The following is a 13,088-nucleotide window of genomic DNA, read 5'->3' on the forward strand; positions in this document are numbered from 1 at the left end:
GTGAAAGTTTCACCGCCGGGGCGGGCGAACCCGTGTACCGAACGGACCCGGCGCCACGGGCCCGACTCGTCGAAGCCCCCAAGCGCAGTCGGTTGAAGGAGGCTTCGCGAGTCGACGTCGGTGTACCGAATCGACGCTGTAGGGGTGTTGTGCTTGCTACGGCTCTTCCTCGGATGCTGTGCGGCCATGCTGGAACGGTGCTGAAGGAACGGGCCGCCCAAATCGGAAGATCGTTAACAGTCGACAACTGACAACTACTGGACGTTACCGCTGTCCATGATCATGCGGAAGTGTCCAAACGGTGCCCATGATCACGCGGAAGTGTCCACGGAATCGCGGAACCTAGATCAGCGGGCGCGGGTCGCGGGGCGCGGGAGCAGGTTGCGCAGCAGTTCGGCGGTTTCGACCTCGAGGTCGGCGCCGCCGAGAAGCTGTTCGTTGATGCGGGCGAGGCGGGCGGCGGCTTCGCGTAGGGCGTCGATGTCGCCGACGGCATGATGGGCGAGAAAGAGCTGCCGGTGCAGCAATTCGCTCTCCTCGGCTGCGAGCAGGCCGCGGCGCGCTGCCCACAGGGCTCCGGCGACGTCGTCGTTCTCGCGGCAGCGGGTGGCCAGCTCGTAGGCGACGTCCACGATCGCGGAGACCATCTCCTGGATGGCGGGTTCGGCCCAGGCGTAGCGCTGGGGGTCGATGCCGCTGAACGGCCGGCCACGGACCAGCGCGAGTGCGCGGCGCAGGGCGAGGTCGCCGTCTTCGTCGTGGCGGGTGAGGCCGGTGCGGGCCAGTTCCTGGAACTGGGTCCAGTCGCAGGTGACGTGGGGGCCGAGGCGGTAGCGGCTGTCGCCGGTGTCCTGCACGCGCGGCAGGTGGGCCTGGCCGACGGTGTCCTTGCCTAGCCAGGAGCGGGTGCGGGAGATGACGGCGTTGCGCATCTGCTTGCCGACCAGGCGGCCGGGCCACAGGGCGTCGTCGATGGCGTGGTGGTCGGCTCCGGGGTTCAGCGCGAGGAAAGCGGTCAGTTCGGTGCCGGCGTTGCGGCGGCTGGAGTCGATGCGGCCGCCTGCGCCGTCGATGGTGACGGGGCCGAGCAGCAGGACGGCGGGCCCGGTGGCGGTGTCGGTGGCCGCTTCGGCGGGGCGTACCTCCGCCGCCGGTTCGCTGATCGTGCTGGTGGCCGGGCTGGGGATGGTGACGTGTACGGCTGGCGGGGCCGGCGTGGCGCAGGGGCTGGTCGCACCGGGCGTGCCGCTGTCCGGGGTGGTGGGCAGGGGGGCCTCGCCTGTCGGTGCCACGCCGGTGGTGTGTGCCCGGTCGGTGGGCTGGATGGTGGGTGGGAGGCCGGCGGTGGGGGCGTGAGACGAGGCGTCCTCGTGAGGATTGTTCTCGGCGCTGCCTGCGGCACTTGGCGGTGCGGCCGCGGCGGGCACGTCGGCATGCTCGTGGGGGTGGGGGCCCGGGGTGACGTTGCCTGCGTACGCGTCGACGGCATCGTCGAATTCGTCCATGCCCTCCCACTCGTCGTCCAGGTCGTAGGGGCCGGTGGTGTCTGCGGGGGCCGGGACGTCGGTGTGGCTGGCGGCGAGGGTGAGCAGGTCGACGGCGTCGGTGAAGTGGTCGTCGCTCAGGCCTTGCAGGCGGATGGTCAGGTGGGAGCCGGGCAGTGTGACGGGGTGCTCCGGGCCCTGGCAGTCGAGGGTCCAAGCGGTGTCCGGCAGGTCGCTGGTGGTCTCGGCGGTGATGACGGCGCCTGCCGTGCGGGGCTCTTCGGTGAGGGCCTCGATGAGCGCGGTGCGGTCGGGGCCGTCCGGGAGGTCGGCCGCGAGCAGGATGTGCGGGGTCCAGGCGCCGGCGGCGTCGTCGGTGAGGCGGGCGGCGCGCAGGCTGTCGGCGCCGACGGCGGCCAGGGTGCGGCGCTGGTCGGCGGTGTGCGCGATCAGTTCGGCGGTGGCATCGGGGAGGGCGCGGGTCCGGGCGACGCGTTCGGGTACGGCGTGTTCCAGACCGGGGACGGTGTCGGACAGGGCGGTGATTTCCAGGTGGTCCGAGAGGGGGGTGCTGGCGAGTTCGACGGCGATGGCCTGCAGTACCTGGCGGGCGCAGGTGGCGTCGCCGGCCAGGTGCACGATGCCCGCGTGTTCCAGGTCGATCAGGACCAGGTGGCCGTCGTCGTCCCAGCCGAGGGAGGCCAGCGCCGGGTAGGGGGCGTCGGCGGCGGCCAGTTGCTCGCTGTCGGCCAGGTCTGGGCTGGAGGCCGGGCACACCCACAGGTCCTGCCGGCCGGGGGCTGCGGTGAACGGTTTGGCGGGCGGGGTGTCCTCGGCGAGGTGGAGTTCGACCTTGGTCTCGTGCAGCACCACCGCCTGGAGGGCGGGCAGGTCGCGGTGCGCGGCGCTCAGGTGCAGGGCCAGGGAGCGCAGTGCGGTGCCGAGCAGGTCGAGGCCGGTGGGGTGCTGGGCGGCGCGCAGGCCCTGTTCGGTGGCGGCCGCGCGGCCGGCGGGCATCGGGATGCGCCGGCCGGGCCGGCGGCGGCGCTGTTGCAGCAGGCGGCGGGTGGCCAGGGTGCCGATGAGGGCGGCTGCCAGGGCGCCGGCGCCGGCCCACACGGCGGCCGGTGCGAGCGCGGTGTCGTGGCTCTGGTCGTCGGGTGCGGCCTGCGGTGGGGCGGACCGGCCGTCGGGGGTGCTGGGGGCAGGCGCTGGCGTACGGGAGGGGGCGGCCGGCGTGCTGGCTTCGGCCTTCGGGGACGGCGCGGCCGTCGGCGGTGCCGGGGTCTGCTGGTCGTGGTGGGCGGAGGGCGGTTTCGGGCGGGCCGTTTCCGGTGTGCCTGGCTTGCGGTGCGGTTCGCCGGGCGGAGCGGTGTGCGGCAGGTCCAGGACCTGGCCGGGGTAGATGAGGTCGGGGTCGTCGAAGGTGCCGCCGCCGGGCAGCGGCTGGCCCTTGTTGGTGTCGTAGATCGCCTTCCACTGCTGCGGGTCGCCTTGGTCGTCGGCGATCGACCAGAGGGTGTCGCCCTCGCGGACCGTGACGCTGTCCGGCTGCTGCGCCGTGGTGGTGGGCGCAGCGGCAGCTGCAGTCTGGGGCCGGGAGGGCGCGGCGGGGGCCGGGGGGCGGGCATCGGCGGGCAGCTGGAGAACGGTGCCTTTGGGCAGGTACTGGTCCCCGGAGGCCAGTTGCGCGATGTTGGGGTTGAGGGCGGCGAGGTCCTTCCACCGTGTGCCGTCGCCGAGGTAGGTCTGCGCCAGGTCCCAGGGCAGCTCGGTGGCCGAGGTCACGGTGTGCGTGGGGCCGGCGGTGCGGGAGACGGCGGGCGCCGCGGCCGGTGTCGCCGGGTCGTGTCCTGCGGTGTGGGTGGCGGCGGCCGCGGCGACGGGTGCGGGGGTGGCCGCGGACGCGGCGGTGGGGGCGAGCAGCACGATGCCGCCGATGAGGAAGGAGGCCAGGGACTGCAGGCTGCCCAGGCCCTTGATGCGGGGCGCTGAGCGGCGCCGTAGCAGGGCTGCGACTTCGAGCAGGACCGAGAAGGTGAAGGCGGCCCAGCCGGTCCAGCCGATGCAGGTGAGCACGGTCAGGAACAGTGAGCCGTCGTCCTGGGCCAGCAGGTCGATCCCGTCGGCCAGGTCCGTGGGCTGGTGTCCGAGTGCCAGCAGCACGTACGGCACGCCGCCGACCAGGGCGGCCAGGATGATCAGGCCGAGCAGGGCCCGCAGCACGGCCAGCAGGGCGCGCAGGGGTGCGGGGATGCGGTGGGCCATGCTCAGCCTCCAGCGGCTTGGGTCTGCAGGTGCGCGGTCGCGGTGCCGGTCACGGTGATGGTGCTCTTGCCGACGAACTGGGCGAAGTAGGTGTGGTAGGTGTCGGTCACGGTGACGGTGAGGTTCTTGCCGCCGTCGGTGACCGCGGCGCCGCCCTGGACGCCCTGGGCGGCCAGGTAGTCGCGGGCGGCGCCGGCCGCAGCGTCCGGGTCGATGGTGATGGCCGTGCCCTGGACGGCCTGGGCCGGATCGAGCTGCTGGCCGGCGGTGCGCGCGGCTTCCTGAGCCAGGGAGGTGGCCCGGTTGGCGGCGTTCAGGGCGCCGCCGCCGTCGACGAGCAGCCCCATCACCATCAAGATCGCCACGGTGGCCAGGGCGAAGAACACCGACATGGAGCCCCGGTCGCGGTGGCCGGTGAGCGCGGCACGCCGCCGCAGAAGGAATCGGTGCGCGGCGCTCTTCACTGGCTTCTTCCCCGGTAGGTGTCGAGGGGGCTGGTCCACGACGCGGTGAGGGTCTTGGCGCCGGGCAGACCCGGCAGTCCGATGTCGGAGAGGCGGGCGGTGCAGGCGATGGCCGCGGTGACGTCGGCGTCCACGCCGATGTCCGACTGGTAGCCGGACGTGTCGATGCTCACGCTGGTGGCCTGGCAGGTGATGCCCTCGCCGCTGAGGCTGCGTTCGGCCGCGGCCTGGGCCGCGCTCTGGGCACTGCCGGCGTCACGTTCCAGGGAGGCCGCGCGGGCGGCGGCGCGGGCGGCGCTGTCCACGGCGCCATCGGCGTCGGTGATCCGTCCGAAGGCGACCATCAGCAGGAGCAGGGCGATGACCACCGGTGCGAGGACGGCGGTCTCCAGGGAGTAGGAGCCGCGGTCCTGGCGCAGGGCCGCCAGGATGCGGCGCAGGCGGGGGCCGAGGGGGCGGGGTGCGCTCATGGGGTGGTCCAGCGTTCGACGGGGGCGTCGGCGTGCTGGACGACGTCCAGGGACAGGCCGGGGACCAGGGTGGCGACGCTGCCGCGCACGGTGATGCGGATCTGCTGGTCGGTGCTGCCGGCCGCGGAGACGCTCGGCGTACGGACGCTGCCGCCGTAGCGGGTGAGGAAGGCCTGCGCCTGCGCGACGGCGTCCTCGCTGCCGGAGCCGAAGCGCCGGCCGGCTTCGACGCCCTGGCGGGCGGCGGACTGGGCGACCTTGCGGGCGTGGAAGTACAGGCCGGCCTGGAGGGCGGTGAGGATCAGCGCGAGGACGACGGTGGCCAGGACCGCGAACTCCACGCTGCCCGACCCGCGGTCGCCGCGCAGCCTGCGGCGTCTCAGGGCGCGCCGCAGGCGTGATGTCCTCACCGTGTTCGTACCTTTCTCTTTCTGCCGGGGCGGGCGCTCAGCCGCCGTTGATGATGCCGATCTTCTCCATGAGCTTGGTTTTGATCGCCACGACGAGCAGGCCCGCGGCGACCAGCAGCGCGCCGACGATCACGGCCATTTCGGTGGAGCTCTGCCCGTCGTCCCGGTTTTGCTTGAGGAGTTCGTAGCGGCTGCGGATCCATACGGTCAGCACCTTGATGTCCATGGCGGGTTCCTTCGGTCAGCTGGCGAGGATGGTGATGGTGATGGGGATCATCACGAAGACGAGCATGAGGATGACGCCGGCCGTCACCGGCAGGACCATCGCGGCGCTGGCGGCGTTGGCCTCGGCCTTGGCGTCCGACAGCAGGGCGATCCGCAGTTGCCGGGCCTGGGCCTGCAAGGTGGTGTAGACGGCGGCGCCCTCACCGGCCAGGGCCAGGGTGTCGGCGGGGCGGGTCAGTTCGGGGATGTCGAGTTCGTCGCCGAGCTGTTTGAGGGCGTCCCAGACGGTGACGCCGGCCAGGTCGGCCTGGTGGAAGATCTGCCGCATGCGCACGAAGATGAACGTGTCGCCGACCTCGGCGGTCTGGGTCAGGGCCTGGGCGGCGCCGGAGTTGGCGATGCGGGCCAGGGCGACGCGTTCGAGGTAGGAGGCCACGGCGTGCCGCACGATGCGGCGTACGGCGGCCGCCTGCCGGGCGACCTCCTTGCGGGGCCACAGCCAAAACAGGGCGGCCAGCGCGAGGGAGACCAGCGCCGGCAGGGCGAAGGGCAGCGCGGCGCCGGCCAGGGCCAGCAGGGCCTGGAGCAGCTGCGGCAGTACCAGGCCGTACAGGGCGAACAGCAGGCGTTTGCCCAGGTGCGCGGCGGGGCTGATGCCCAGCAAGTTGAGGTCCTTGGCCGGCAGCGGCAGGCGGCCGCCGAGTTCGCCCAGCAGCCGGGCGCCGAGGCGTTCGTGCACGGCGCCGGAGGAGGCGGGGGCGGCGGCCGGCAGGAGGGGCCCGGCCGCGGCCTTGGCGGCGTCCAGGCGGTCCAGTACGGCGGTCAGGTCGCGGCGGGCCGGCAGGGCGGCGCGGACGGCCAGGCCGATCAGGGCGCCGGCGGCGGCCGCGGGCAGCACCGCTTCCATGGGGATCATCGCGGTCCTCCCGGTGGGGCGGTGGGCTGGGCACGGGCCTGCAGCGGGTCGATCAGCCGGGGGTCAGGCGTGGTGCGGGCGATCCGGCGCAGCCAGGTCAGTGTCCAGGCGAAGGCCGCGCCGAGGCCGGCCAGGACCAGCTGGCCGGGCGGGGTCTTGTACCAGGCGGACCAGGCGTCGTTGAGCATGCAGCCGATGACCACCAGGCAGATGATGATGCTGACCATGCGGGCGCTTTTGCGGACCTTGGCGCGGTCGGCTTCGATGTCGCGGGCGTCGGCGGCCTGCTGGTGGAGGGTGGTGGCCAGCGCCTCCAGCGCATCGGCCAGGCCGGGGCCCTTGTAGACGGCGTGGGACTGAAAGAGCAGCACCACGTGGTCGGAGGTGCCGTCGGCGAGGGCGTCGGCGAAGTGGGCGAAGGCCGTCTGGGCCTCCATGCCGGAGCCCAGCCGGTCGGCCAGGTCGCGTACCTGCGGTGCGATGGGGGCGGGGGCGGCCTTGGCGGAGGCGCGGATGGTCTGGGGCAGGGAGATGCCGGCCTGGTGGACCCCGGCGAGGTGGTTGAGCCACTGTCCGAGGGCTTCGAGGCGGTCGATGCGCTGGCGGGCGCCGGCGTCGGGGTTGAGGACGTAGGGCAGCGCGAGGACGGCGGCGCCGGCGAGCAGGCCGTGGACGGGCCAGCCGGTCCAGGCCCACACCGCCAGCGCCGCCAGGCCGGCGGTGGTCAGCAGCTGGCGCCAGCGCTGCTGCCACTTGGCCGGCAGCTCGGTGCGGGCGCGCTCCAGGCGGCCGCTCAGGCGGGACGTTGGCCTGGCCGGGTCAGGGATGCGGCCGCGCGCCTCGCGTACGGCCGCGGCGGCCGCGACGACGGCCAGGACGGCGCAGCAGGCCGCGGCCAGGGCGAGCTGGGAGGTGTTCACGGGCGCCCCGCCGTCTGCAGCGGAGCCTGCCAGGCGCCGAAGGGCCGGTCGGTGAAGTAGGCGCGGCGCAGCAGGCCGGTGCGCTCCAGGTCGTCGACGAAGGACGGCATGTTCTTGAACACCGCGCGCTGCTCGCCGCCCTGGGGGACGAACAGCTCGGTGATCACGGGCCGGCCGCCCTCCCCCACCACGTCGTGGACTTCGTGGATGTGGGAGACGAAGCGGTGCTTCTTGCCGCCCAGGGCGGTCTCGTCCAGGTAGGTCAGGTAGACCACGACGTCGATGGCGGAGGCGATCAGGTGGTGGGCGGCGTCGGTCTGCAGCCCGGCCTCGGTGCACAGCTGCACCAGGCGGCTGATGATGGCGTGCGGCTGGCGGACGTGCAGGGTGCACATGCTGCCGGAGCCGGCGGCGGTCATCGTGCGCAGCATCGGCAGGATCTCCACCGAGCGGACTTCGCCGACGATGACCCGGCTGACGTTGTAGCGCAGTGTGGTGGGGAACAGGTCGCTGATGGTGACCTCGCCGGCCCGCTCGCCGGCGCGGACCTCGCCGTTGGACTCGCGGGCCTCGAAGGCGAAGGTGACCGGGCCGGGCTTGGGGCCGGGCTCGTCCAGGTAGAGCTCGCGGTCGGTCTCCAGGGTTGCCAGCCGCTCGCCCGCGGGGATTTCGCGGCCCAGCGCCCGCAGCAGCGAGGTCTTGCCCGCGCCCATGGAGCCGACGACCAGAATGTTGCGCTTGGCGTGCACGCAGGCGGTCAAGAACCGCTCCAGCATGGGGTTGAGGGTGCCCCAGGCCACCAGTTCGGCCATGCCGTGCTGGCGGATGCGGTGGCGTCGGATGACCACGGACGGCCGGGTGGTCAGCAGGGAGGCGGTGACCCGGGAGCCGTCGGGCATCCGGAAGCCGATCATGGGGCTGGACTGGGTCAGCGCGCGCTCGCCGTGGCCGGACAGGCGCGCCATCCGGTTCACCCACGCGATCAGTTCTTCGTGGCTGTCGGCGACCCGCTCGATCGTCTGGCGGGGCCGGTCGTGGAATTCGACGTGGGCGCGCAGCCCGTCGACCATCACGTCTTCCACGCCGTCTTGGTCCAGCAGGGCCTGCAGGCGTCCGCCGCGGTACATGGAGTCGAAGACGGCCGTGCCGATGGCCGCCTCCTGCTCGGCGCTCAGCGCCGTGTTGCCCTGGGCGTACTTGGCGGCCCAGTCGGCCACCGCGTTGCGTACCAGGGAGGTGGCCAGGGCCCGCCGGTCGGCCTCTTCGAGCAGTTTGTCCGGGTCGGCGGCGCTGAGCCGCTGCGAGACCAGGGCCTGCAGCTCCTCGATCACCTCCCAGCCGACCGGCAGGGTGCCGGGCAGCCCGGCCAGGCGCGGCACGTCCGCGGCGGTGTGCGCTGCCGCGGGCGGCCGGGCGTCGCCCCCGGCCGGGCCGGGCGGTGCGGGCGGCGGCTGCGCGGCCGCCGGGCGCTGGCCGATCCGCCCGGTGAGCAGGCCGGCGATGAAGTCGCGGTCCGCCGGCCCGGCCGGAGGCTGCCCGTTGGCGTGGGGTTGTGCGTGGGGGCCGGGGCGGGGCTGGGTGTCAGCCATGGCCGCCTCCCTGTTCGTTCAGGCGCTGCAGTACGCCGGCGAGCTGGGCGTGGGCGGGCCGCGTGGGGTAGTGCCGCTGGAGCTGCTGGCGGCTGGCGGCGGCCCGCAGCTGCTCGGTGGCGGTGCGGGCGTGTCGCAGCAGCGGGCTGCGGCCCAGCCCGCGTACCGGGCGGCCGCCGCCGGACAGGTAGCCGGCGGTGGCCCGGTCGTACGGCAGGGCCGCCACGACCGGCGTCTTCAGCGAGTCGGCCACCTGATGGGCGCGGTAGGGGCCGTCCTCGATGAGCAGCAGCCCCAGGGCCTCGGGTGAGCGCTCGTGCTCGGCCAGGTCGGCGCGCAGCGAGTCGATCACGTGCCGGGCCAGGGCCAGGGACTGCTCGGTGCCGCGTACCACGAGCAGGACCAGGTCCGCCTGGTGCAGCAGGGCGGCCGGGGTCAGCGTCGGGTGCGGCCGGCCGGCTTCCAGGGCCAGGCGGCCGGCGTCGACGACCACGTCGTACCCGGCGTCCTCGGCCAGCACGTGCAGAACTTCCGCCAGGGCCGGCCAGGTTCGCCCGAGCGCGCCGGCCTGGGCGGGGTCGGTCAGGCCGGGCAGCAGCTTGCGGTGCCCGCCGGGATCCAGCGGCCACAGGTGGCTGGCGAAGGCCTGCGCGAGGGCTTCGGGGCCGGTGCGGTCGGCGGCAGCCAGGTGGTACAGGCCGTAGCCGGCGCCGGCTTCGCCCTGCAGCAGGCCCGCGCGGATGGTGCCGCCGGCCGGGTCGCACTCGGCCAGCAGGCTCAGCTGCCGGGAGGCCAGGGTCAGCGCCAGCGCGGTGGTGGTGACGCCGCAGGACTTCGCGGAGACGAGGGCGGTGACCGGCATCAGCGGCTCCGCGGTTCGCGCACCAGGGCGATACGGCCCTGGGCGGCGCGGGTGGCCAGCAGCGGCCCGTCGGTGGTGGCCACCGCCAGGTTCACCACGACGGTGCCGGTGGCGTCCGGACGCGAGAGGGAGACCACCGTCGCGCTGAGCGTGGTGGGCGGGGCCTCCGCCTTGCCGCCGGTCTGCTCCCCCTGGGCGGGGGTGGTGACCGCGAGGACCTTGTCGCCCGGGGCGAGGGTGCCGGCCGGCGCCTGGCCGCGCTTGACCTGGACGCCGACCTGCTGGCGGTCGTCGCCCAGGCCGGTGCCCGCAGCCAGCTGGGAGGCGGTCAAAAGCCCGCCTTTGCGCAGGTCGACCGCTGGCCGCCGTCCGACCAGGGATGCCTTGTCGGAGGCGGGCACCGGGGTCAGGGCGGCGTCGGCGGAGACCTCCGCCACCGTCAGATCGCTGCCGGTCAGGGCCTGGCCGGCCGGGACGTCCCGGGCCACGGCGAGGACCTTCGTGCGGTTGCTGGCGGAACTGACGGCCGCGGCCGCCCCCAGGCCGGCGACCACAGCCAGGACGGTGCACAGCGCCGCGACCGACCAGCGCCGCTCCCGCTTGACCGGGGCGGCGGTGGTGATGGGCACCTCGGAACGGGCAGCCGGGGCCGGGCGTGGCACCGGCGGAGCGGCAGGGGTTTCCATACGGGTGTGCCTCTCGACGTGCTGAACGAAGAGCTAGTTGAGGACCTGGACCTCGGCGACGGTGATGTCCACGGCGCTGTCGCGGACCTCGGTGAGCTGACCGGACTGGCCGCCGCCGGTGACCTGCCAGTCGATGGCCCACGTCGATGTCGCGGTCACATGGAAGCGCCCGGAGGGCGTGGTCACCGACGGCACGCGGTAGCGGTGGCCGCAGTCCGGGGAGGGCCGCTTGCCGAACTCCGGCCGGTACGGGGTGCCCGGGGTGGTGCAGGTGACGGTGGTGCCGTCCCCCATCTGCCACACGATCTTGCTGACCTTCGCGGTCGCCGTCACCGTGATCCCGCCGGCGGAGGCACTGGCGGTGTTCGGCCCGTACGTCTCCGGCCCCGTGGCGGTCCACAGGTAGACCGGCATCCCCACCACGCCCTTGCCGCCCGGCTTCGGCGTGATGCCGATCTGCGCGCCGCGCAGCAGCATCTTGTCGACGGCCTGCTGCGCCAGGACCGCCGGGTCGACGGCCGGAGCGCCGCCGCCCTCCGGCGGGTCAGCCGCCCACACCATCCGGTTGACCCCGAAGGCATCGTTGCCGTCGAAGATGCACCGCTGCTCGTAGACCACGCCGTCACCGGGCTTGTGCCCGGCCCAGTCCAAACTGTCCGCCGGCGGCGGCGGATCGGCGAGCTTGTAGGTGCAGCTCCAGCGGCTGGCGCTGCCCCCGCTCTTGCCCCCGTTGCCGCTCTTGCCGCCGCCCTTGCTGTCCTGGGCGGGCGTGCCGGACGAGGCGCCGCCGGGGCTGCCTGGCGCGTCGGCTTCCACGCACACGAAGACGTTCTTGCAGCCGCCGGCGCTGCCGGTGGGGCCGTCGGCGCGGGCGGGGCCGGGCAGCGCCAGAACGGTCAGCACGCCGCAGACGGCCAGGCCGAGCCGGCGCATCAGCATGGCTGACCTGCCTGCGGCTCGTCCCGGATCACCCTCCACCCCTCCGGCCAGCGCTCGACGACGGCCAAGGAGACGTACTTCGTCAACCGCTTCGACGGCAGCGCGACCGGCTTCTTGTCCTTGTCGAGGACCTTCCACCCCGAGACGTCCAAACAGCTGGAGATGGCAACGTTGGGGGTCTTCCGGTCGAGGTCCGCGCGGGTGACCGTCGGGTTGTTGACGGTGACGTTCCCGGAGAAGCTGCTGCCGTCCCTCTGCATGTTCTGGATGTCGTTGCGCGGCCGGCTCAGCGCCGCGCTGGCGGCGTACTTCGTGATGTCGGTGCCGTCGAGCTTGGCGGTGGCGTAGACCCGCTCCATCGCCTTCCAGTACGACCGGTAGGTGGAGATGGCCTGCTGCTTCGCGGTCTCCGCCGGGTCGGCCGGCTTCGTCGGAGGCTGCGTGGAGGCGGCGGGCTTGGGAGCCGGGCTGGTCACCCCGCCGCTGCTGCAGGCGGAGACGGCCGCCAAGGCGCAGGCCACCGCGGCCACCGCGGCCGGCCGCGCGCGGCGGTGTGCGGCTGGAGCTGTTCGTGCCGAGATTGTCACTGCGCCTCCCCGTGCGCTGATCAACGGTGCTGTCACCTGGCAGTTACCAGCCAGCGGCGAGGACCCCGCCGATGCCTCACCCGCACCAGTGACCGGCCCATTCCCGTACGTTACGCAAGGATGCTCCAATCGCCCAGGGTGTTTCGCCTGTTCAGCACCACGGGACGGGAGCGAAACCATCACAATTGCACGTGGCGGGAAAGAAGGACCCTTTTTCGGCAAGTCGGCATGGCCGGGGAGGGGACGGGTGATCTTCGCGGCGGTCGCGGTGCCGGTCCCTGATGTCGCGTGAGAAGTGGCCGGCCGCGGTGGCGCGGAAGCAGGAGGGCGCCGCAGCACCCCGAAGAGGTCCGTCCCACGACACCGGGCAGACGACCGCCGCGTACGGGGCCAGGCCGGATGCCCAGCGCCCCGGCGGGTGACCGGAGACGCCCCGGGCGGCGCTCCGGGACGTGCGGTGTCATGCACGGTGACCTCCCGGTCGGTGCGGGGAAGGCCCTTCATCCGGACCAAGTCGCGGTACGGGGCCGTTCCAGACATCAACCAGGAGGCTTTGCTTCGGTTTTATTCTTGAATGCAGGGTCTGGTGACCAGCCGTCGGCACTACGCTGCGGGCGTGAGGCGATCCAAGGCGTTCAAAGAGGCAGTCGGGCAGACCCTTGCCGAGCTGGCCCGCAGGGGTGTGACGATCGCGCCGGCCACGGTGGAGGACACCATCGAGCAGAAGATCCGGATGGTGGCTTCCCACCTGGGCATTCAAGAGCGCTCCGCCTGGAGGTACTTCGACGCGGGCCGCCTCGCCGACGGCCTGGCCCAAAGTGCGCGGGACTTCGAAACGAGCAGCGCCGAGGACGGTGTGGGCAAGGCACCTATGCCGCCGCTGGAGAACCCGGAGCTGGCCCTGATTCTCGGCAGTTTCCCCGACAACTTGGCCAGCACGGGCGGAGACTTGTACGCCGCCGTTCTCAACGCGTGCGTGAACGCCTGGATGGCCGGTCATCTGCACGGCGAGGACGGCTGCTCGGGGTGCGAGGGCCGCCGCAGCACGTCCGGTCACGACTGGGATGCCCGCATGAAGGCTCTCCTGCAGATGCAGCCGGACGTTCTCAAGTGGCTCGACCGTGCGCAATGGACAGCCGCGCTTCAGCGCAATGGGTACGGGGTTACCCGAGAATGACCGGGGCTCGCCGGCAAGATTCACGGTACCGGGGAGCGGGTCGGTGGCCGGTGCGACGCTTGCCCCGTGTCGGTTCTCGGGGTGCGTCGCC

The 13,088-nt window shown here is 73.3% G+C and carries 13 protein-coding genes; 1 reads left to right on the forward strand and 12 read right to left on the reverse strand.

Features of this window, described 5'->3' with window-relative positions; translation table 11 throughout:
* Positions 1-347: 347 nt before the first annotated feature.
* From AB0A97_RS34420 to AB0A97_RS34475, 12 genes are all read right to left on the reverse strand, one after another.
* Complete coding sequence (locus AB0A97_RS34420; protein WP_361157606.1) at positions 348-3,752, reverse strand: LysM peptidoglycan-binding domain-containing protein; 3,405 nt, start codon at positions 3,750-3,752, stop codon at positions 348-350.
* 2 nt (positions 3,753-3,754) lie between these two features.
* Positions 3,755-4,216 (reverse strand): pilus assembly protein TadG-related protein, encoded by a 462-nt coding sequence (locus tag AB0A97_RS34425; RefSeq protein ID WP_361157609.1) that lies wholly within the window; start codon positions 4,214-4,216, stop codon positions 3,755-3,757.
* Positions 4,213-4,686, reverse strand: a complete 474-nt coding sequence (locus AB0A97_RS34430) for a TadE/TadG family type IV pilus assembly protein (protein WP_361157612.1) — start codon at positions 4,684-4,686, stop codon at positions 4,213-4,215. Before AB0A97_RS34430 ends, AB0A97_RS34425 begins: the two co-directional genes overlap by 4 nt.
* Entirely contained in the window at positions 4,683-5,096 is a 414-nt protein-coding gene (locus AB0A97_RS34435) for a TadE/TadG family type IV pilus assembly protein (protein ID WP_361157614.1), read from the reverse strand. Before AB0A97_RS34435 ends, AB0A97_RS34430 begins: the two co-directional genes overlap by 4 nt.
* A gap of 37 nt (positions 5,097-5,133) precedes the next feature.
* A complete protein-coding gene (locus AB0A97_RS34440; protein ID WP_361157616.1) occupies positions 5,134-5,322 on the reverse strand; it encodes a hypothetical protein in 189 nt (62 codons plus the stop codon).
* A 15-nt stretch (positions 5,323-5,337) separates the two neighbouring features.
* Positions 5,338-6,237 (reverse strand): type II secretion system F family protein, encoded by a 900-nt coding sequence (locus tag AB0A97_RS34445; protein WP_361157618.1) that lies wholly within the window; start codon positions 6,235-6,237, stop codon positions 5,338-5,340.
* Positions 6,234-7,157, reverse strand: coding sequence for a type II secretion system F family protein (locus AB0A97_RS34450; protein ID WP_361157621.1), 924 nt, complete (start codon positions 7,155-7,157; stop codon positions 6,234-6,236). The genes AB0A97_RS34445 and AB0A97_RS34450 overlap by 4 nt, the downstream gene beginning before the upstream one ends.
* Complete coding sequence (locus AB0A97_RS34455) at positions 7,154-8,746, reverse strand: CpaF/VirB11 family protein (RefSeq protein ID WP_361157624.1); 1,593 nt, start codon at positions 8,744-8,746, stop codon at positions 7,154-7,156. Before AB0A97_RS34455 ends, AB0A97_RS34450 begins: the two co-directional genes overlap by 4 nt.
* The gene (locus AB0A97_RS34460; protein ID WP_361157626.1) at positions 8,739-9,608 is read right to left on the reverse strand and encodes a hypothetical protein; all 870 of its coding nucleotides are present in this window, start codon (positions 9,606-9,608) and stop codon (positions 8,739-8,741) included. The genes AB0A97_RS34455 and AB0A97_RS34460 overlap by 8 nt, the downstream gene beginning before the upstream one ends.
* Positions 9,608-10,237 (reverse strand): SAF domain-containing protein, encoded by a 630-nt coding sequence (locus tag AB0A97_RS34465; protein ID WP_361157629.1) that lies wholly within the window; start codon positions 10,235-10,237, stop codon positions 9,608-9,610. Before AB0A97_RS34465 ends, AB0A97_RS34460 begins: the two co-directional genes overlap by 1 nt.
* A gap of 90 nt (positions 10,238-10,327) precedes the next feature.
* Complete coding sequence (locus AB0A97_RS34470; RefSeq protein ID WP_361157631.1) at positions 10,328-11,233, reverse strand: ATP/GTP-binding protein; 906 nt, start codon at positions 11,231-11,233, stop codon at positions 10,328-10,330.
* Complete coding sequence (locus tag AB0A97_RS34475; RefSeq protein WP_361157634.1) at positions 11,227-11,820, reverse strand: hypothetical protein; 594 nt, start codon at positions 11,818-11,820, stop codon at positions 11,227-11,229. Before AB0A97_RS34475 ends, AB0A97_RS34470 begins: the two co-directional genes overlap by 7 nt.
* Before the next feature lie 616 nt (positions 11,821-12,436).
* Between AB0A97_RS34475 and AB0A97_RS34480 the strand changes: the two genes are divergently transcribed.
* Positions 12,437-12,997, forward strand: a complete 561-nt coding sequence (locus AB0A97_RS34480) for a hypothetical protein (RefSeq protein ID WP_361157637.1) — start codon at positions 12,437-12,439, stop codon at positions 12,995-12,997.
* Positions 12,998-13,088: the final 91 nt, after the last annotated feature.

This window comes from Streptomyces sp. NPDC045470, from assembly GCF_040646595.1.
GTDB lineage: Bacteria > Actinomycetota > Actinomycetes > Streptomycetales > Streptomycetaceae > Streptomyces.